Below are 20,329 nucleotides of genomic sequence, written 5' to 3'. Positions count from 1 at the left end.
CTCCATCTCGGCCAGGTCAGTCAGGATGCCTAGCACCATCATAGTGACTTAGTCCTTCCTCCTGCGTTTGTCCAGCGAGCGCAGGTTTCGGTTCACCACTTGAGTGCAGACCCCGTGCTCCGCCAGTTCCAGGATGAGGCTCCGCACATCCATGGCGTCCCTGCCCAAACGGAACAGTACCTACGTGACCACAGTTTGATCTAGAAATGCCTGTAAGATAACAGCTTATAGGCATTTCTTATTACGTACATATATACGTACACTATTTGATTTCTGACAATCTTTCCCTCTGCAGTAATTAGTTGCTCTACCCCAATAAAAAGAAAACTCTATAATCGGCTCTAAGCGATACAGCGGGAGAAAGCTGCTAGGTTCTTGCCACCATAACTTCTCATTATAGTATAAATATGTTTCACACTATATTGTCATAATATGATCAAAACCCATATCTTTCAATCTGATTCAACCTACCACCTTAATACAAGGTTATAATCCTGACTTACAAACTGTTGATCTGTCAATTCAACGCTCTCCTATGAAGAAAATTTTACTTTCAGTCGCCGTTTGTTTAGCCTGCTATAGCCAGTCTAACGCACAGGGCTGTGTGGCCATCAGGAGTAACGGAATGATGTCTTGCTCTATGGAACATCCTAGAAAAGAAGCAGAGTCCAAGTGGCAGCTAAACGTTGCTCATCGTTATTTCAAGTCGTTTCGGCACTTCAAAGGTGATGAGGAACAGAAGGAGCGCCTAGAGCAGAACACTGAAGTCATCAACTGGCAGCACAGTTTAGACGTTTCCTTGATTCGTCACTTTAACACCAGGTGGTCCATGAGCGTTGGCCTTCCATTGTTGGCCAACGAGCGGTCATCACTTTATGAGCATGGAAGAACTGAAAGGCACAACACCAACTCGGCAGGTATTGGCGACGCGAGAGTTACAGCTTACAGATGGATGCTTGACCCTCAGAAAGCTTCAAAAGGCAACCTGCAACTAGGCCTGGGTGTGAAGCTACCAACAGGCAACTACAACTATAAAGACACTTTTTACAACGTAGGTCGTGACGGAGGTGAAGAAGTACGGCCTGTTGACCAGTCGATACAACTAGGGGATGGCGGTGTAGGCGCTATCACGGAGGTAAACGGATACTACTTGCTGGGCAGCAACTTCAGCGCCTACGGCAATGTGTATTACCTCTTCAACCCGAGAGGCGAGAACGGAACGCGCACCTTCCGCGAAACACTTTCTCCTTTGCGTGCCAACGAGTCCATTACTAGTGTGCCGGATCAATATATGGTAAGGTTAGGCGTGAGCCACAGTTTCACAGGAAAGCTTCATGGAGTGGTCGCCTCTGTCGGCGCCAGAATGGAAGGCGTGCCGGTGGAAGATGTCTTCGGCAGCAGCAAAGGTTTCCGCCGTCCAGGCTACGTGCAGTCAGTTGAGCCGGGCGTAAGCTACCAAATCAACAAGCTCAATTTCTTTGCAACCGTACCTGTTGCCTTTAAGCGGGACCGTCTGCAAAGCGTGACGGACAAGGAAGTTACTACCCAAACTGGCAACTACACGCATGGCGACGCAGCTTTCTCTGATTATGCCGTCAATGTCGGCTTCTCCCTAAAATTATGAGTTATTAGCCAACAGTTGCAGTTCATCTGCCCCAGGCAAAAAGGCTCCCCAAGATGGGGTACCTTCCTTGTTCCAATAGAGGGATATCAAAGCCAACAGAGGTTCCCACCGAGCCTATAAATGGTTCTTATGTTAAGAGAAAGAGCAAGCAACCTGGAAGGAAATCGGGAAGAGGGGTATACGTACTGGGGGCTTGTATTTAAAGGGTCGGGGTATGTTCGCCTGATGGAAACCTTCTGGGTCTGACATTATGGGTTTGTTTTCGTCAGGTATGGTTTTTTTGCCTACCCGCAGACAAGTCGAAGATAAAGGCATGGCCTATGAGAGCATGAAACTTAGTGCATCTCTCAAGCAAAAGCCGTAATGTTAAATCAGGTCCCCTCGTGATTTTAGTTAACAGAAGTGCAGATACGGGTGACATAGATTAGTGGTTTGAATCCAACTGTTTTGTGGCTATATTAGCTAAAGGCCTGCTGCGGAATCATGCAGAGCCCAGACACGAGGCGGAGGGATTCTCCGGCGGGGCTTACCCTTGGGCGATTGGCCAGACTCCTCCTTTTGCCTGATGATTGGCTTAACCTGCCACTCTCACCTTCAGATCAGCCTAATCAGAAATGGGACCAATCTTACCCGGCGCAGATGTGGCTTGTCTGAAGCGGCGTCTGTAATTCCCAGGGAATAAGGCCGTTACCTGTGCCTTTTGTTTAACTGACGAAGTTTAAACCCTCCATGAAACCTTAAAGCAAACCAAATGGGAATCACACTAGAACAAGCAGAAAGGGTAGTCCAGGCGGCCTTGGAGAAGTCCAGGGAACTGAACCTGAAGATGAACGTCGCGGTGGTAGACGCAGGGGCCAACCTGACAGCCTTCGCCCGCATGGATGGGGCTTGGCTGGGTTCCATAGACATCGCCATCCGGAAGGCCAGGACGGCCCGCCTCTTTGACATGCCCACCGGCAACCTGGGCCAGGCCTCGCAGCCCGGAGGCCCCCTCTACAACATAGAGCACTCCAATGGCGGGCTCATTACCTTCCCGGGCGGACTCCCGATCCTGGGTAGCAACGGTGAGGTCATCGGCGCCATCGGGGTGTCTGGCAGCACGGTGGAGAACGACCATACGGTGGCGCTGGCGGGGATAAATGCCATGGCCTAGCTACTGGTAAGGGTCAGTACCGGGTAGCTAGGCACCAAGGTGTGTTACTTCGTTGTTGGGCTGTTGAGCTGCTCTCCCAGCTTTTCGTACTCCACATCATTCGGCTCCCACAGCTCCACCTTGTTCCCCTCCGCATCGAGGATATGCACGAACTTGCCGTAATCGTAGGTCTCAATCTGGTCCACTATAGTGACGCCGGCTTTCTTCAGTTCCTCCACCAAGGCCTCCAAATCAGCCACCCGGTAGTTTACCATGAAATCGTTGGCGGAAGGCTCAAAGTACTTCGTCGTCTCCTTGAAGGGACTCCAGGTCGTGAACCCCTTCTTGGTGCTGTCCGCGCCCTGGCGCCACTCAAAGACCGCCCCGTATTGGCTGGTGTTCAGGCCAAGATGCTCCTGGTACCACTCCCTCATTTTTTCGGGGTCTTTGCATTTAAAGAAAATACCGCCGATACCTGTTACTTTTTTCATTGTTTCTTGCTGGTTAGGTTGGTTTTAGATCAATGCCATGCATGCGAATCCCGAACAGAAGGAGGCCGCAAGGCTGAAGTTAACAAGATTGCCCTTTTCATCTGCCTGGGGATAAAGAATCACATTAGGTAGTCTCTTTCCGGTTCTAAGCGGCTGACTGAAAGGGGCTTATTGGTCGGGTTTCGCTCAAATCACCCGCTTCAACTCTATCTCTTTCACCGGGTTGATAATGAGCGGCACCTTCTCCACCTTCACGGAGCTGGTGTCCAGCCCGAACCACTTGTCCTCAGAGGCAGTCAGATCCTTGATGTTGTAGTGTGCCCGCATGACCAGGTTCTCCTGCCAAGGCAGATCATTTTCCGGAGACAGGTATTTCTCCAGCACCACGAACCGGAAGTCGCCCACCGCTTTCTGCTTGCTCAGCGACTCGTAGCGGCTCGTGATGTCCACCTCTTTGTTCTCCACCAGGTTCTCCACCACCTTCCGGAAATAGAGGTTGATGCGCTGCTCCACCCTGAAGCCAAGCCGGAAGTCTACCTTAATCACGTCATTGGGGACGATGTGGTGGACCTTGTACTCCATGGTGTAGGGCTCATCGGTGGTGTAGACGTGCAAAAACCAGTAGATGTCCGCCCGCTTGGGCCGCTTCTGGAAGATGGAGTAGATGACCTTGGATTCGATGTAGTTCCTCCGCTCGGCCCCGGTCATGTAGATCAGGTGCGTGGCGTACTTGGGAATGGATTGGTCCTCACTCAGTTCCTTGAGGGCGTCTACGTACCTGTCCAGGGGCACCTCGTCAGTGAGCCGCCGTTTGATGAAGAAAGCCCGCAGCCAAATATACATCACCGTCACCAGAGCCATGCAGATGGCTACCGACACCCAGCCGCCGTGCGGGAACTTGATGAGGTTGGCCACCAGGAAAGAGCCCTCAATGGTCAAGTAGACTGCCAGGAAAAGCCCGATGAGAACCTTGGATACCTTTCTGAGCTTCAGGTAATACACCATGAGGACGGTGGTGGCCAGCATGGTGACCGTGATGGCCAGCCCATAGGCGGCCTCCATGTTCTCAGACTCCCGGAAGTAGAGCACCACGGCCACGCAGCCTGCCCAGAGCAGCAGGTTGACGCTGGGCACATAGAGTTGCCCCTTCACCATGGTGGGGTAGCGCAGGCGCACTCGGGGCCAGAGGTTGAGGCGGATCGCCTCCCCGATAAGGGTGAAGGAACCCGTGATCAGGGCCTGACTGGCGATGATGGCGGCCAGGGTGGCGATCCCGATCCCTGTTAGCAAAAACCAATCGGGCATCAGCCCATAGAAAGGATTGACCTTGTCTGAGACGGATTCCCCGGCGTGCTGCATAAGCCAGGCCGCCTGGCCGAAGTAGTTGAGCAGCAGGCACAGCTTGACAAAGAGCCAGCTGACGCGGATGTTGTCCCGGCCGCAGTGGCCCAGGTCTGAGTAGAGGGCCTCGGCCCCGGTGGTGCAGAGGAACACACCCCCCAGTAGCCAGAAACCGCCCGGGTACTCCGCCAGCAGCCGGTAGGCGTAAAGGGGGTTGGCGGCCTGCAGCACCTCCGGGTGAGAGAAGATGCTGTGCATTCCCAGCACGGCCAGCATGGCGAACCAGATGAACATGACCGGGCCAAAGGCTTTGCCCACGATCTGGGTGCCAAAACTCTGGGCGACGAAAAGGAGCGTGATGATGGTGATCACGATAGGCACCGTAGGGATGTCGGGGTTGATGATCCGGAGCCCCTCAATGGCGGAGGAAACCGAGATGGGCGGGGTGATCACGCCGTCCGCCAGCAGGGCGCTGCCCCCGATGATGGCCGGGATAATAAGCCATTTGGCCCGGCGACGTACCAAAGTGTACAAAGAGAAGATGCCTCCCTCCCCATTGTTATCGGCCTGTAGGGTCAGGAGTACATACTTGACAGAGGTTTGCAGGGTAATCGTCCAGAAGACGCAGGAAACGCCCCCGTATACCAGGTCCTGGTTAATGATGTTGCCTCCGCTCAGGATGATGGCTTTCATTACGTAAAGGGGAGAGGTGCCGATATCGCCGTAGATGATACCGAGGGCGATGAGCAGTCCCCCAACTGAAAGCCGGTTGTGGGCATGTGAATGGGTCGAATTGATCTCCATTTGTTTCTAAATAGGTAAACCTTGAATCCTGCGCAATGTAACTGAAAATCCTGTAATTGGTATCGTGTGACAGGCTGGAAGGCATTACACTGCAGATGCAGAAAAGGACAGCCAGAAAGGAACTGACAAAGGCGAACAAGTTCACCGGCAGGTCTTCTGCGGGAAAATTGGGTCTCTACCATTTGCCAGAAATCATCCCACATTAACCTGAGCAGCGCGTTGCCCCAGACATAAAAGCCTAGGGGGGGAAGTAGTGGGGCCTGAAGCCGTGGATAATGCGCGCGGAGACAATCATCTTTTCCTAGGGGAAATCTGTGCTTAGGTGGGAAGGATCACTATGACTAGGATAAATCAAACAGGGGAGTGACTAACAATAAAAACGCTCTGGGTCTGACTGGGTAGGTATGTTATCGTTGTCAGCTTCTTGTGGTGAGTTCAAAAGTGCAGAAAGTGCAAAAAGTGCAAGAAGTGCAACTCCTCTAAAGTGTAGTTTATAGGTGCATTCTCAGGAAATTGTTAGCCTTACCCTATATAATTTAATACATGGCAATCAACTTCTATAAAGAAATTGGAAGCACTTCTGTGGGGTGCTTCAATTCTGACTTTTGCCAGACTTGAAGCGAAAGTAAACGGCAGAACCTGTTCAACCAGGCAGCAAACGGGATTTCTGAAGCAAGTTTTTTAGTAAAAATGATCCCTATAAGTCAATCAGAGCCTTTATCCTGATCTCAGGAGCTTCCTACCTTTAGGCAACCTCCATTTTGATGAGATATTTATTTAAGCATCCACCATTCTATTGTCTTGGTTTCTCCAGGGATTACTTTCTGCCCCATCACGGGTGTTAATAATTCTATGTTGTTCTGTGCGGCCATATCAGCCACCATTTTGATAGATTCATCCCAAGGATGTAACGCCAGATCAAAGGTAGAGAAATGGATGGGGAACAAGATTTTGGAATTGACATCCTGGCAAGCTTTTATGACCTGCTCCGGGAAAAGGTGGGTGTTAGGCCATCCCTTGTTCCACGCATCTATCTCCATAAAAGCCAGGTCAAAAGGGCCGTATTTCCTGCCTATTTCTTTGAAATGCTCTCCATAACCGGTATCGCCGCTCCAGTACACGTTCTTCTCTTTCCCCTTGATCACATAGGAAGCCCAAAGAGTCTTGTTTCTGTCATTGTAACTTCTCCCTGAGTAATGCACCGTAGGGCAGGCTGTTATACTCAGAGATCCATGGGTCACAGACTGGTACCAACCAAGTTCGGTGATATTGTTTTTCGGTACTCCCCAGCCCTGTAACCTGACTCCCACGGCTAACGGTGCGATAAACTGTATGTCTTTATCGGCCAAAAACTTAATTGTTTCTGCTTCAAGGTGATCATAGTGGTCATGGGTAATAATGACAACATCAATGTCCGGGAGTTCCTCCCTAAGCAAGGGAGACACACTCATCCTTTTGGCAATCATGGGTAAGGGCCCCGCGTTCCCAAACACCGGATCAATCAGAACACGGTGTCCGTCAAGCTCAATGATGGCTGTGGAATGCCCTAACCAATAGGCAGCAAAAGAAGAAGGCACTTCCGGGAAATCATTTTTCGTAAGCATGCGTCTGGGCAACTCAGACTTCGGTGCATTGGGAGAGGTTTTGAAAAATCTAGCAAAACCAGAGTTTCCCCCGGTTACCTTTTCAGCGTAATAGACTATCTCTTTAGGGCTGACGAATTCATCTTTCTCAGGTGAAAAATAAGAGATTTTAGAATATTTACCTTTGCGCTCATCTTGGGGTTCTACTTTGCCAAGTTGGTTATTTACATAGCAACCGGTTACGCCTAAAGCAAGGAGCAGTGCTATGGCTAAAAAACTTAAAATGTATTTTCTTTTCATTAAGAGGTTCTTATGCTGTCTGTGCTATTGGGTAGAAGAGTTCTCCCAATAGGTATGAACGGCTTTCTGGATGGTAGCATTGCAATGAGGTTGTAAACTTAAAGATTCATATGGTATTTCATCCATACCACATCATCTTCCTACAGCTTAACATCTGTTAACTGAAGACTTATAGAGGTACTTCTTTGCAGCTACTTTCTTACCTCTAAAGTAGCAGACGTTGCACGGGGGAATAAGAAAGGATTATCCAAGATTCTATTGCTCTTCCTCAATACATGAGAGACAGGTTTAGTGTAAAACAGGACATTTTTTCACTCCTAGACATATCAATGATGAGGGAATTAGGATGTTGGTAAGCCTATTGATGCCCTTTAGACCCTAATGATCCGGCTATCCGTTGAAATTATTGGCTTTGCTATTGCACATGATGATATCTCTTTCTGGAGCAGGTTGAAGTATCAGGTGCAAATCACCCTTAAAACAAAGCCTTATTTCTGGACCGCATGTATATGAACAATGAGTTCCCATTTTAAAGGGAAAAAAGCTGTTTTATCCAGTTATTCTTCCAGCTGGTCAAGGGAGTAGTTGAGGATGTACCGTTTACTTTTATGCTTTACCAGAAATACCACGCCTTCTTCAGCCCAGAAATAAGATACCTTCTCAACAGGTATAGCTTTGATAAATTACCTGCTTTTTACAAGAAAACGTGAACAGGCGGCCTGTGGCTGTGACGACTGCACTAATTGGCGAAGGTTGCTTAGTTCCTGTGAGACATGGTGCCGTTTTAAATTTCCGTGCTTCTTTATAGCCCTTGCTACCTCCATGGGCTTTATTAATTCCAGCAGGAAATTTTTGAAAATGAGATTTGGAACTTAGCCTGACCGTGACAGATATATTTAGGACCGAAAGAATAGATGGTCTAACCACTACCAACGGTGATTTTATCACCTCCCAGCAATGTAACGGTACCTAGAACTTAAAAAAGTGTTAGGGCATTGCGGTTGATTCAGATAAAGACTTTTGCTGGCCAAGGAAAGACTGCTGGACTTGGAGTAGTACCCTTAGTGAGATTACTTACGAATTCGGTTTAAAGTAACCTGCACATTTTACCCGGTTGTTCAAGCAACTGGTGGGCTAGGCCACCAGTGAATACATAGGCGGGATTTGATTCTTGCTTGTTAAAAGAAACTTCTGCAGAATAGGGATAAATCCGAACGGGGCGTTTAAGGAAGTTGCCAAACCCAGAAGTAGAAATTACCGCAGGTGGAGGGAGATTTGAACAAACTTTGTAGTTTTATGCAGGTAACCGAACTGTATCTGTTTAAACCTTATTATTTGTTGATGCCAAGGTTAAACAAATCTCCCTGGAAAAAGCCGCTCAAAAACATTTACCTATTCTTTTTAGGGGGTGTTTTGCTATTGCCTGGTTTTCTCTCCTTTTATGAGAAATCAACGGTGATCAGATCTCATTCCATAGCACAGGTTGTACCTGCCTCTAACCCAATCGTTGATTCTGCCCAACTGACCGAAAGAAAATCGTTGTTTGAGTTGAATTTGCCGGGGCAGTTACCTTTGCCGGGAGAGGATGATTGGGTGGCGCAGCGGTTGTTAAAAGAAAATGGGGCGCTTTTTGTGGCGCAAGGCAACGTAGTTCATCCACCCTCCATCATTTTCGCCAATGCCTCTGACTGCGCAACCTGGCAAGCACAGATAAAAACCCGCCGCGAATTTTTCAACGGCATACCCATTGAACTTCAAACGGAGGCGATGGAGGCATTGCTCAGGGCCCGTAAGGAAGCCGCAGATAAAAAACTGCGCATTACACCGCGTGGCAGGTGGGCGGGCCGGCGCAGTTACCGTGACACGGAAAAAATATGGAGCCGGCGCGTTCACTCCGGGCTGGCTTTCTGGCAACGGCGCGGGAAGCTAAGTGCTCGCGAATCAACCAGAATACGCATGTTGGCGCCTGCCGGGCAAGTGAAAGAGATTTTACAGTTAGAAGCGCAAGGGCTCTTTTTCAGCATGGATTTCTCCAAGTCAGTGCTTTACTCGGGTACAGCTCCCGGAGCTTCGCAACATATCTCCATGCTGGCCCTGGATATAAACGAGAGCGACCAGGCAGCGGTGCGCGCTATCCTAGCCCGGCATGGCTGGTTCCAAACGGTAATTTCGGATTTGCCGCATTTCACCTACCTGGGTACCACTCAGGATAGATTACCAACACTTGGTTTGAAGAAGACTGTAAAAAATAGGCGGGTTTACTGGACCCCGGACTAAACCTGTATTGGAAGTAGGTGTAGTCCTTCGTATTACCCTGCTGCACCTTAAAGCACAGCAGGGCCTGAATTTACTCTAATAACCAGGCTTCAGCCTCTGCCTTGGTGGCGAAGTATTGGCTTTGCACTGTCAGGTGGGTTTTCTGGGTTACTTCCTGGGCTATTTCCTGTGATCTCGCCTCGCGCGCCTTGTCTGCGGTCAGGATTCTGGCGGATTTCTGCAGGCGTGTTTTCATCAGATCCATGGCAAACCTCATGATGATGCCTTTGTAGCGCTCCTCATCCAGGTTGGGGTCTATTTTAGTTGTACTGGCATCTATCAGAAGCCTTTTAACATCATAGTTACGGATTGTCTCCACAAGAATATGCAAAGCATTTTCCACCTCTGCCAGGTTGTAGGGGTGGGCGCTAGGCCACTGCGTAAAAAGAATATCGGTGCTGGGGTTGTAATCTATGGTGAGCAGGTGGCTGCTGTACAGTCGCATTTATTTTTCAGTTGGAAATGGGTGAAAAGGACTCAAATGTACTTAGAATTGTTTCATAAGAAGTTAGCGTGCGTGCAAAATAAAGAATATCTGTGGTGAAAAAGAACCTGTTCTGTCAATCTAAAGGTATTCTAAAAGTTTTCTTTATGTCTTTCACCAACCCGGACCCATAGCTTAGCCTCCTCCACCCACTGACCCTTAAGCTATGAAATGTCTAATGCAAAAATCTCCTATCCCTTTCGTCATCTTAGTTGCTTTTTTGATCTTGTCTGGCTTGCCAGTTACTGCCCAGCAACAGTCCCATTACCCCAGCAGGGTAGAGGAGCAGATTAAGCAGGTGGAGCATAGCCTTTTTTCCTGGGTACGGATCAAAGGCAAACCCGATTGGACCATAGCGGAAAGGATGGCTTTCTACAAGGTGAATGGTTTGAGCCTGGCCGTGATAAAGGATTACAAAATAGAGTGGACCAAAGCCTACGGTTGGGCGGATACGGCCGAGAGGCAGCCAGTTACGCCAGCCACCCTGTTCCAGGCAGCCTCCATTGGGAAATCACTTCATGCGTTGGGTTGCCTAAAGCTGGTAGAAGAAGGAAAAATCAGCCTGGATGCAGATATCAATGATTACCTGCGCTCCTGGCAGTTTCCCTATGATACTGCTTCCCAGAACCAGAAGATCTCACTTTCCCGGTTGTTGAGCCATACCGCGGGGCTTTCCGTCCATGGCTATGATGGGTACAAGGTAGGAGCTGCATTGCCTAATCTTTTCCAGATTGTAAACGGGAAAAGCCCAGCCAACTCCCCGGCCGTGAGGTCAGAGTTCGCACCAGGGCTGAAGTTCCAGTACTCCGGCGGCGGCTACGAGATATCAGAGTTGATGGTAGAGGACCAGACAGGGCTTTCTTACGGAGAGTACATGAAGAAGCGGGTGTTTGGACCTTTGAGGATGCGCAACACCACCTATGAACTTGTCCCTTCCGGGAGGTTCAAGAAGAGACTTGCCACTGCTTACCGCTCAGATGGGCAGTCCATTGGCTCCAAGTACCACCTGTACCCAGAGAAGGCCTGCGGCGCTGGCCTGTGGTCTACTGCCGAGGACATCGCCCGGTTTGTCATAGGAGTGCAACTGGCGCTCAAAGGGGAGCCCGATCAAATATTGTCCCCCCAAATGGCTAGGCAAATGGTTTCTCCGCCCGGCCCTGATTCCACGTACGGGTACGGGGTTTTCCTGGAGAAAAGGGGTGGGGTGTCCTATTTTCAGCATAGCGGCCTGAATGAAGGGTTCAGCAGCCAGTACTTTGGTTCTATGGAAGGAGGCAACGGAGTGGTGGTACTGGTGAATTCAGACAACACCCGGTTCGCGCAGGAGGTAATCAATAGTGTGGCCACCGTTTACGGATGGAAGGGTTTTGCACCCTTCTCCCAGAAAACAGCTATTGCGCTTTCTGAGGAAGAACTCAGCAAATTTGTTGGGAAGTACCAGTTCAAGGGCAATCCGGAGGATTATGTATCGGTGGTCCTTAAAAAAGGGGCATTGTACCTAAAAGACCCTCAAAACGGAACAGAGTGGGAGATTTTATTTTCCTCTCCTACAGACTCTTATATGCGCGAGGCAAGATGGGTAGACCAAGTATTCTCCAAAGACAACACGGGAAAGATCACCGGGTTTCACATCATTGGCGGAGGGATGAAACAATGGGCTGCCAAAGTGGAATGAAAGCTTTCCGGCTGATATGTAAGTGGGTTTGTAGTTAGGGAGTAGACCAGGTGAATGCCAGTATTATTTGTGACAAATCTAATAACAGACAGCCCTGTATTACCTAAATCTGGTTTCTGGCGCATTTTTGAAAAATGCCCTTGAAAGTGCATGGTTGCTTCATGATGAGCATCCTCTTTCTATAGCCGACTTCGGCCATTTCCCCTACCGCAGAAGCGTATTGGGATTCAGGATTATCGGTATTGCCGAGAGCTAAAAGATGCTAGACTTCTGTGGGGAACACAACATTGTTTCAGACATTGAGATGATCAACATCAAGCCGACAAATGAAGCCTATGACCTTTTACTCAATGTTGAGGTCAAGTACCGCTTTGTCATTGACATGGCCTCTTTTAAGAAATAAATCTGGGTACGCGCAGGTAAGAAAAGGCAAGCGAAGCGTATAAAGCAGAAAACACAGGCATGGCAAGAATTTTCATCACCGGCTCCGCCGATGGACTAGGGCAGCTATCTGCCAGGGCATTGTTACAGCAGGGTCATCAGGTGGTTCTGCATGCCCGTAATGCAGAACGAGGCCGTGACGGCTTGAAGGCCAACCCAGGGGCGGAGGCGGTTTTGACCGGTGACCTGTCCAACCTGGAAGAAACTATCCACCTTGCCCGGAAAGTAAATGAACTGGGTGCCTTTGACGTGGTGATCCATAATGCCGGCGTTTTCCAGGCGCCTGCCAAAGATATATTCGCGGTGAACACCTTGGCACCTTATGTTCTTACCTGCCTGATTTATAAGCCTGAGCACTTAATTTACCTGAGCTCCGGGATGCATCTCCATGGTCGAGCGAAACTAGACTCCTTTGAGACGAGTGCTAACCCCATAAGCTACTCAGACTCAAAGCTGCACGTGCTGATGCTTTGCAAAGCCGTGGCGAGGAGATGGCCCGAGGCTTACGCCAATGCCGTTGACCCGGGCTGGGTACCTACCAAAATGGGCGGGCGTGGGGCCCCGGATAATTTGGAAAAAGGGTATACCACCCAGGTATGGCTAGCCACCAGCAAGGAAGAAAAGGCGAAAGTCAGCGGCCGGTACTTTTTCCACCAGAAGGAAAGACCCCACAACCCTGAAGCCGACGACATTCAACTGCAAGAGAGATTCATGGCTTTGTGCGCAGAACTCACCGGGGTTTCATTACCCGAGTAGCTTGGGAATGAACCGGGTAACCTCAGCGCATTTGATATAACCGGATTAAGAGAAATTACAATTGGGTTGCTGTTTAGGGCCTGTTTTTCAATAAATTGGCCCTAAACAGGATGTCACATTTTTATTAATACCAGTTGAATTCATGCTTCTCCAAGGCTGCTTTCTGCCTACCACAATCTTCATCTTTTTTATACATCAGTTGGCAAATGGGGCAATAGCTCCATAGGGATAAAACCTGGGTCAACACCAGTTTCTTTTTCTCCTGTCTTTACTTTTGATAGGATTGATTCCAGAAGGGGCAACATGTTGTTCAGGTTGTTTGTTTTGATCAAGAAATTCCAAAGCGGTTCAAACTTCTTCCACCCGCCGGTGTAAAAGAAATGTTTCAGCTTGTGCTTGTGCGAAGAGTGGTTCATGCTGGATTTGAAAATATTAGTCCAGCTATAAAACTCCTTATAGGCCCAATCATACCCATTCTTCAGTTCCTCGGCGGTTAGGTTGGTGGTTTGGTAGACTACATTTCTGGTATCATATAAGTCCCAGTTCCTGGTGAGGATTCGCCCTTGTTGTTCCATATCCTTGAACAGCTTTGTTCCGGGGTAGGGCGTTAGCACGTGGTAGGTAGAAGTGGTGATCCCATTGTTCACGCCCCAGTCCACGGTGCGCTTGAAAACGTCTTTGTCATCTTCATCCAGCCCGAAAACGAAGCTGCCGTTGATCATGATCCCTAAGGAATGAAGCCGGTTGACGGCCTTCTGATAGTCTTTCTCCAGGTTTTGTTTCTTATTGCTCTGCTTCAAATTAGCGGGCGAGAACGTTTCAAAGCCAACAAACAAACTTCTTAAGCCCGCCTCGGCGGCTTTTTCAATGAGGTTCCCCCTTAGAATGGAATCCACGGTGGCCGCTCCTTGAAACACCCTGTTCATGCCTTTCATGCCCTCAAAAAGGTTAGCAGCGAATTTGGCGTTACCCAGCAAGTGGTCATCCAGAAAATAAAGGTGACGGCCTGGGAGCCGATCGATCTCCGCCAGGGCATCGTCCACTATCTGGGTGTAAAAACCTTTACCTCCTTCAAAAAATGCGTCTTTATAACAGAAGCTGCAATGATGGGGGCAACCCCTGGTAACCACAATAGAGTTGGGGACCAGGTATTTACTTCGTTTAATGAGATCCCTTCTGATGGGCGGAATCTTGTCCAAGGTTCTGATGCTTGAGCTATAGACTTTCTTAGGACTTTTATTCTTAAAGTCCTTCAGAAACTGTGGGAACGTTTCTTCTCCCGGCCCCAGGAAGATGGTGTCTGCGTGCGGGGCAGCTTCGTCTGGAAGGGAGGTAACATGAAGGCCGCCCAGTAACACATAAGCACCCTGCTTTCTGTAATGGTCCGCAATCTTGTAAGACCGGTAGGCATTGGTGATGTATACCTGAATAATGACCAGTTCGGGGTTATCGTTGAGGTTAAGTTCTTCCACGTGTTGGTCCTGCAGGTCCACCTCATCATCGGGGGATAAGTAGGCCGCTAGGGTGGCTAAGCCCAAAGGCGGAAATAAAGAATACTTGATTGGCCTCCAAAAGGGGCTTTCTGCTTCTGCCAGGGCGGGTAAGATTAGCTTTACTTTCAATTGGTTTGCGTTTCTAATGACAGACTACTTTTGACATTTTATAGGCTCCAGCTTTTGACCTTAAGAAAGTGAAGTAAGACTTCTTTGCGATTCTGTTTGGCTGGTGTCGGACCTGAATCTTTATCTGAGAACTCTGTTTCGTGTCTGTTTTCCTGAAAACAGACCCGAAACAGTTGCACGGACAGAAGTACAGTTCTCCTGCGGCTGCTATCGGCTGCTGGTTTGGTCGCCAGATCTAGTGAACCTGATGTTGCGGACCACTGGGTTGCTATAGTCCAGGGCCACTACCTTCCCAGATTTATCCCGGACGAACCGCAGTGTCAGGCCGCCTAGCTGAAAGGTGTCCTGGCTGACGGGCTTGAATTCAAAGTCGGGGCCAGGGGCATCATTGGCACGACCCATCAGGCTGTTGTTGGCGGAACTCATTTCGAAAAACGCGCCAATCTCATTGTTCTGGTACCGGCCAGCGAAGGCTTGAAGGTCAGCGGCGGTGGGAGTATAGGGTTGGGCACGGCGGTATGTAGTGGTTTTGCCCTCCATGGATTTCAGCTCAAATTGATCAGGGGAGAGGAAGTGCAGCTCAAATTCATCCTGCGACATGAACTGCACAAAGGCCCCGAAGCGGCGATAACGGTCTTTGCCCGCCGGCACCAACCCCGGTCCGCCCGCCACCCTGAATCTGTCCCGGTCTATGGCCAGACGCAGCGGCTCGCCGGTTTTCTCGTTGAAGAACAAACCTGTCTTGCCTTTGGCTTCTTCCAGGGCCTCCCCGGTGAGGGCAGGCGGGGTGTTGGCTAGAGCTTTCTGGGAGTCTGCGTAGGTCACAAACTGGTCCACAATGCGCTCGGCCAGACCTGTGGCAGGCTTTGCATCTGAATTACACAAAACAGCCACAGAAACGCCTTGCTCTGGAAAACGGCCTAACCAGGTATGGTACCCGGCCGCGCCGCCAGAGTGCCACACTTCTTTGACCCCGCGGTAGGCTTCCAGGAAGAGGCCTCGGCCGTAACCCAGCTTTCTGCCGTTGTTCAGTTTGGCCGGTTCCTGCAGCTTATCTGTGACAAACTTTCCCAGACGGTTATTGTCCAAAGCATCGTTCCAAAGGATAAGGTCCCCTGCCGTGCTGAGAATGGCGCCACCGCCCCGGTCGTTGCCCAGGTACATGTCCAGTTTCCAACCATCCTTCGTTTTCTCGTATCCCAGTGCCCGGTTTTTCACGGAGGCGGTCATGTCGGTAACGTAGGAGGTGGACTTCATCCCGAGCGGCTCAAAAAGGTGTTTCCGAGCGAAATCTGCAAATGGCATTCCGCTGGTGCGCGCCACAATCTCTACCAGTAACACATAACCGCTGTTGGAGTAAGACCATTCCTCGCCGGGTTTGAAGTTAAGCCCGCGCTGACGGAGAATGAGCGTAATGGCTTCCGGTTTCCCGTTGGCCAGTGGCAACAAACCCGTCCAGTCCCGGATGCCGCTGGTATGGGTAAGCAGATGGTCCAGCGTGATTTTTTGGCCGTAATCTGGCAACTCTGGAAGGTACTTTTGGATGTCCTCGGTAAGGGATAGTTTTTTCTCCTGCACTAATAGCAGGGTTGACGCGGCAATGAACTGCTTCCTCACCGACCCAATGTCGAACACCGAATTCAGGTCTAGGGGTACTTCCCGCTCAAGATCGGCAGCACCGTAAGCGCGGTTCACGACCACTTTTCCGTTCTGCGAGACCGCACAAACGCACCCCGGTGTTTCCTTTGAGGCCCAACTGAATACCTTGTCTACCTCGGCAGTTTTATTCTGCGCTAATGCCGGATAACTAGCAGAAAATATGGTAGTAATTGTGAGCATAAATAGGTGAAAGGCACCTGTGTAAATTGCTTTTTTAAGTCCTTTAGTTAAGAGAAAGGAACCTGTGGAAATTTTGATTGATTTTGTTTTCATATGCTTTATAATTTAGATGAATAGGAGTAGAAGTTTTAAATTTGGAAGTTTATAAAGTGCTTTGTAATTCAAAGCGTAAATAGAATAAATAAGCAATAAACGTTCTGATTAGGTGCGTATAGGAACACCCAATGTAGTTTTGAATATAAGTAGGATTTACCTAAAAAATTAGAGCTGTATTCTCTGCCTGGACAGAATAAAGAAGTTTATTTAGCAGAAGCTTTATAATAAGTCTCCAGGCAGGAATTAAGTGTTTGTCCTTCCTGATGAATGCAATCACAAAAAGTGTAACATGCTTCTGAGTTATCGCTGTCAGGACATTGGGTTTGGCATTCCTTCAGCGTATTCCGGGGCATCATTTCATTTCCATAAACCGCAAACACCACTACTACGGCGAAGGCAGTTGCCACCCCCGAAAAGAACTTAATGGGGAATTTAGGGTCCAATTGCTGCCATTTGGTTCTCAACCTTTGCCGGGAAGGCTGGTTGAAGGGTAGGATAGACTTCCAAGTAGGATAGTACCAGCAAATGAGGTATAGATTGGCCAGCACCATCAATGGCGAGGTAAGCCGAGACCCATCAAACCGGACGGCCAGAGAGAGAATGCAAATGTTTAGAATAATGGGGAAGTAGATAAAGGCTCCCAGGATTATCGTGCGCGGGATGAGCAATAATACGCCGGCCAGAACCTGCATCACCCCAATTATGGTGTAATAATATCCAGTGTGGTGAAGCGCTTCCAGATAATTCCCCATAGGGTGATTCACAGAAAGGGCCGTAAACCGCTCACCCATGATTTTCACGATCCCAGGCGGAATGAAGCCAACCGCCAATAGAAGCCGGCAGAATATGGAGAACAGCCAGAGCCACCTGTTTTCCCTTGCCTGGGTATGAAGTTGGTCTAATTTGGTAGATATGCTCATTGCCATGAAGTATGTTGCCGCGCTGCCATTCCTTTTAGTTTCAATAAAAACCTTACAGTTTATCAATCATATCACCGAGGTCACTCACCCCTAAAGTGAACATCATAATGATCACGAACAGAATGACCTTCACCGCAACCGAGATAGAGAAGCCCAGTCTTCTATGGAGAAAGCCGTTGGCCGGAGGAAAGTAAATCAAGGACAATAACAAGTAGCCCATCGCCGGTATTGGATGCACCAGAAACAAATTAAGTACGCCAATGACAACAATAATCAAGAAGACTGCCCAGGCAATCATGGGAAAAGAGCTAGTATTTGCATTCATATATCCGTTTTTAAATTTTGGTGTGTGAAACAAGTCATTGCACTATTTTAGGCATGTTTTTTTATAATTAGTGGAAAAGCGTAATTAGAAGCTCATTCTCATTAAATTAATTTTATCAAACAATTCTCCCACTCCTAAGGCGGCCCATATGATAAATAAACCTAATGCTATTTTAATCCATATTGGCAGTGATAAACCAAACCTGCTTTTGATGTAATTAATTGCAGGAGGGAAGTACACGAAGGATAAGAGCAATAGAAATACTCCGAACCCTGGATCATTTCCCCAAAAGGTGTTCACTATACCAATGGCAAAAACCACCAATCCAAATAGCCAATTGGAAAGGCTGCTGCTTACACTTATTTCTTTGTTCATGATATTCTTTAATTATGATTTTAAAACAAAACTTTCACCTAACAGAACCAGCACCTGTACTGCAGTGGGCTCTGTTACTTGGTTATTTAAACCCAAAAAATAGGGGGAAAAGGAAAACCACGATGATGGTCCAGACAAAGTAAACCGGCAGGTACAGTACAATGGCTTTCCCAACCTGGTTGATGGCTGCTTTCCTGGTGATGGTCTTAAATAGCATCACGGTCACCAACAACAGGTGGACGAGCATGAGTACATTGGCTCCCATGACGGCCACCCGGTTAGGCGTAATGCCCCACTCTGAGATGCGGAAAGAAATGGCGGAAAGCGCGATGCCGTTTACCACTACCGTTACGGAAGATAAAAGCAGGAGCACCCAGATACCCCAGGTGGACTTCTCCTGGGCAGATGTCTCGGCTACGGAGAAAAAGATCAAGGCCATTACCCCAATCAGGAGCACGTTGAACAGCATCAGGAATTCCCGGTCATTGTAGGGGTCTTTGCCGGAGTAGATGATGGCACCTAGGTAAATGATTAGCATGACCAATACCAGCGGACTGAAGATCTTGGCAATTACCGGTGATACTTTGTTCACCAATTGCGGATTGGTTTGGGTGAGGTAAGTGGCCACAATAGGAACTGCCACCGCCCCGAAAACCACCACATACTCGGTGTAGAACTTCTCAATCTTTAACCCGATCAGCTCGAACAAACCGAGGGTAATGCCCGTCATCATGACTCCAGCAATCACCAACATCGCTGACATCACTGCCAGGTCGCCGTTAAACCGTAGGTATTCCAGCCGTTTGGAGTAGTCTCTGAGGCTTTGGCCGGTAAAAGATACCCCAAGCATCACCCACAAGAGTAAAGGCAAATGGATGCAGGCCAGAATGAGGGTATCGCTGGTGGTGGAGTTTGGCAGGGAGTTGATGTACACCAGGCAAACGGCCATCACGCCAAAGACAAACATGATCTTTTTGCCTGACAGGTGATTCTTCCAGGCGAAATAAGCCGCCAGAAAGGGAAACACCAGAAACCCGATGTTACGCGGATAGAAGAACTCTTCGGTGATGTTGAAGATGTTGGGTATTTTGGCCAGCACACCAGCCAGGAGGGAGGCGAGCACCACAAACAGAAACTCTTTTCTTGATCCCCAGGAGATGGCTTCTGATTCATAGGTCAATCGTTCGTGCCAGAAATCGGCCAGGGTATTCCCGCTGAGTTGCGGGTAAAGACCACTGAACTCCTGCTTGAAACCGGCCTTGTTGGTCCGGTACAGCTTCTCTAAGTGCCTCGGGTCGTTGAGATGGGTAAGGATTTCCTCTTTCATGGGTGTCAATTTTAATTCTTTAGATAAAGGCTTCATCAATTGCAGTGAAGGGCGCGCGGGATGTACAACTTGGAATCCACGCTTTGGGGCTGTTTTCCCGAAAACAGCCTAAAAACAAGGAGGCTGTTTATATGGAAGGTAGATGCGTGATTGCAGCCTTGTAAAACCGCAGCTTGGATTCATCTGCTTCTAATTCCACATAGTTCCTGCCAGGCCCAACACGGTTCCAAGCCATAGTCCTATCAAGTAAACCACAATGCTTAGGAGAATGGCCAAGGTACTGTTAAAACCCCGGGAGCTCTGGTAAGCCATAAAAGCGTAAAAGGCCCCACCCGTGGCACCCGCCAACGGAGTGATGATGAGCGGTCTTATCATCCAGTACTTTCCCCAGGCCGGATTTGGGTAATCCACACCAAATACAAAAAAGGAGATGACCATTAAGGCAATGGCGGCCCCAATCAGCACGGGCTTCATAATGGATACCAGATGGTTGGGCTGGGCTGTTAAATTGTTCTGAGTTGTCATGATACTATGGCTTTTAAGGTTTATATTATTAATTAGGGATTATTAAAGTACTTTGAATTACAAAGTTTATGCGCAAAAAAATTAGCTTCCTTGCCGGTTACTCAAAATGAGCTTCTCCAGCGCATCTAAGTGGCTTTTAAAGGCCTGTCGGCCAGCATCTGTGGCATGATAGGTGGTTTGGGGCTTACGGCCCACAAACTGCTTTTCCACGCGCAGGTACTCGGCTTCTTCCAGGGCCCGCAAGTGACTGGCCAGGTTTCCGTCAGTTAACTGCAGGGTATCCTTGAGGGTGCTGAAGTCAACTTTGTCCTCCACCATCAGCACTGACATAATGCCCAATCTTGCCTTGCTCT

18 protein-coding genes are annotated in these 20,329 nt (G+C 48.9%); 6 read left to right on the top strand and 12 right to left on the bottom strand.

What is annotated here, in order from left to right:
• The first annotated feature begins 535 nt into the window (after positions 1–535).
• Complete coding sequence (locus J3P34_RS13290) at positions 536–1,624, top strand: transporter family protein (protein ID WP_210489153.1); 1,089 nt, start codon at positions 536–538, stop codon at positions 1,622–1,624.
• 751 nt (positions 1,625–2,375) lie between these two features.
• Positions 2,376–2,777 (top strand): GlcG/HbpS family heme-binding protein, encoded by a 402-nt coding sequence (locus tag J3P34_RS13285; protein ID WP_210489152.1) that lies wholly within the window; start codon positions 2,376–2,378, stop codon positions 2,775–2,777.
• Positions 2,778–2,821: 44 nt separating this feature from the next.
• Here J3P34_RS13285 and J3P34_RS13280 read toward each other — a convergent pair whose 3' ends face one another.
• The 3 genes from J3P34_RS13280 to J3P34_RS13270 form a co-directional block, all read right to left on the bottom strand.
• On the bottom strand, positions 2,822–3,247 hold the full coding sequence (locus tag J3P34_RS13280) for a VOC family protein (protein ID WP_210489151.1): 426 nt from the start codon (positions 3,245–3,247) through the stop codon (positions 2,822–2,824).
• A gap of 186 nt (positions 3,248–3,433) precedes the next feature.
• Positions 3,434–5,392: a KUP/HAK/KT family potassium transporter gene (locus tag J3P34_RS13275; protein WP_210489150.1), complete on the bottom strand. Its 1,959-nt coding sequence runs from the start codon at positions 5,390–5,392 to the stop codon at positions 3,434–3,436.
• A gap of 773 nt (positions 5,393–6,165) precedes the next feature.
• Positions 6,166–7,275 carry an MBL fold metallo-hydrolase gene (locus J3P34_RS13270; RefSeq protein ID WP_210489148.1) on the bottom strand — a complete coding sequence of 370 codons (1,110 nt, stop codon included), beginning with the start codon at positions 7,273–7,275 and terminating at the stop codon, positions 6,166–6,168.
• 1,296 nt (positions 7,276–8,571) lie between these two features.
• Here J3P34_RS13270 and J3P34_RS13265 point away from each other — a divergent pair.
• Positions 8,572–9,552: a hypothetical protein gene (locus tag J3P34_RS13265; protein WP_210489147.1), complete on the top strand. Its 981-nt coding sequence runs from the start codon at positions 8,572–8,574 to the stop codon at positions 9,550–9,552.
• Between the two features lie 70 nt (positions 9,553–9,622).
• Here the strand turns inward: J3P34_RS13265 and J3P34_RS13260 are convergent, their stop codons facing one another.
• Positions 9,623–10,036 carry a hypothetical protein gene (locus tag J3P34_RS13260; RefSeq protein WP_210489146.1) on the bottom strand — a complete coding sequence of 138 codons (414 nt, stop codon included), beginning with the start codon at positions 10,034–10,036 and terminating at the stop codon, positions 9,623–9,625.
• A 217-nt stretch (positions 10,037–10,253) separates the two neighbouring features.
• Here J3P34_RS13260 and J3P34_RS13255 point away from each other — a divergent pair, with 217 nt between their 5' ends.
• The 3 genes from J3P34_RS13255 to J3P34_RS13245 all read left to right on the top strand — a co-directional run bounded on the left by J3P34_RS13255 (position 10,254) and on the right by J3P34_RS13245 (position 12,947).
• Positions 10,254–11,750 carry a serine hydrolase domain-containing protein gene (locus tag J3P34_RS13255; protein WP_210489145.1) on the top strand — a complete coding sequence of 499 codons (1,497 nt, stop codon included), beginning with the start codon at positions 10,254–10,256 and terminating at the stop codon, positions 11,748–11,750.
• A gap of 259 nt (positions 11,751–12,009) precedes the next feature.
• Entirely contained in the window at positions 12,010–12,153 is a 144-nt protein-coding gene (locus tag J3P34_RS13250; protein ID WP_210489144.1) for a hypothetical protein, read from the top strand.
• A gap of 59 nt (positions 12,154–12,212) precedes the next feature.
• Complete coding sequence (locus J3P34_RS13245; protein ID WP_210489143.1) at positions 12,213–12,947, top strand: SDR family NAD(P)-dependent oxidoreductase; 735 nt, start codon at positions 12,213–12,215, stop codon at positions 12,945–12,947.
• 188 nt (positions 12,948–13,135) lie between these two features.
• Here J3P34_RS13245 and J3P34_RS13240 read toward each other — a convergent pair whose 3' ends face one another.
• From J3P34_RS13240 to J3P34_RS13205, 8 genes are all read right to left on the bottom strand, one after another.
• Positions 13,136–14,485 (bottom strand): B12-binding domain-containing radical SAM protein, encoded by a 1,350-nt coding sequence (locus J3P34_RS13240; protein ID WP_246853700.1) that lies wholly within the window; start codon positions 14,483–14,485, stop codon positions 13,136–13,138.
• Between the two features lie 291 nt (positions 14,486–14,776).
• Positions 14,777–16,408, bottom strand: a complete 1,632-nt coding sequence (locus tag J3P34_RS13235) for a serine hydrolase domain-containing protein (protein WP_210489141.1) — start codon at positions 16,406–16,408, stop codon at positions 14,777–14,779.
• Positions 16,409–16,707: 299 nt separating this feature from the next.
• Positions 16,708–17,424: a DoxX family protein gene (locus tag J3P34_RS13230; protein ID WP_210489140.1), complete on the bottom strand. Its 717-nt coding sequence runs from the start codon at positions 17,422–17,424 to the stop codon at positions 16,708–16,710.
• A 52-nt stretch (positions 17,425–17,476) separates the two neighbouring features.
• Positions 17,477–17,644: a hypothetical protein gene (locus tag J3P34_RS22155; RefSeq protein WP_246853699.1), complete on the bottom strand. Its 168-nt coding sequence runs from the start codon at positions 17,642–17,644 to the stop codon at positions 17,477–17,479.
• Between the two features lie 189 nt (positions 17,645–17,833).
• Entirely contained in the window at positions 17,834–18,124 is a 291-nt protein-coding gene (locus J3P34_RS13220) for a hypothetical protein (RefSeq protein WP_210489138.1), read from the bottom strand.
• 82 nt (positions 18,125–18,206) lie between these two features.
• Positions 18,207–19,451: a hypothetical protein gene (locus tag J3P34_RS13215; RefSeq protein WP_210489137.1), complete on the bottom strand. Its 1,245-nt coding sequence runs from the start codon at positions 19,449–19,451 to the stop codon at positions 18,207–18,209.
• A 189-nt stretch (positions 19,452–19,640) separates the two neighbouring features.
• Entirely contained in the window at positions 19,641–19,976 is a 336-nt protein-coding gene (locus J3P34_RS13210; protein ID WP_210489136.1) for a potassium transporter KefB, read from the bottom strand.
• Positions 19,977–20,057: 81 nt separating this feature from the next.
• Entirely contained in the window at positions 20,058–20,306 is a 249-nt protein-coding gene (locus tag J3P34_RS13205) for a winged helix-turn-helix domain-containing protein (RefSeq protein ID WP_246853732.1), read from the bottom strand.
• Positions 20,307–20,329 lie beyond the last annotated feature (23 nt).

This window comes from Rufibacter aurantiacus (assembly GCF_017916345.1).
Taxonomy (GTDB): Bacteria; Bacteroidota; Bacteroidia; order Cytophagales; family Hymenobacteraceae; genus Nibribacter; species Nibribacter roseolus.
This window is presented reverse-complemented; position numbering and strand designations above follow the sequence as displayed.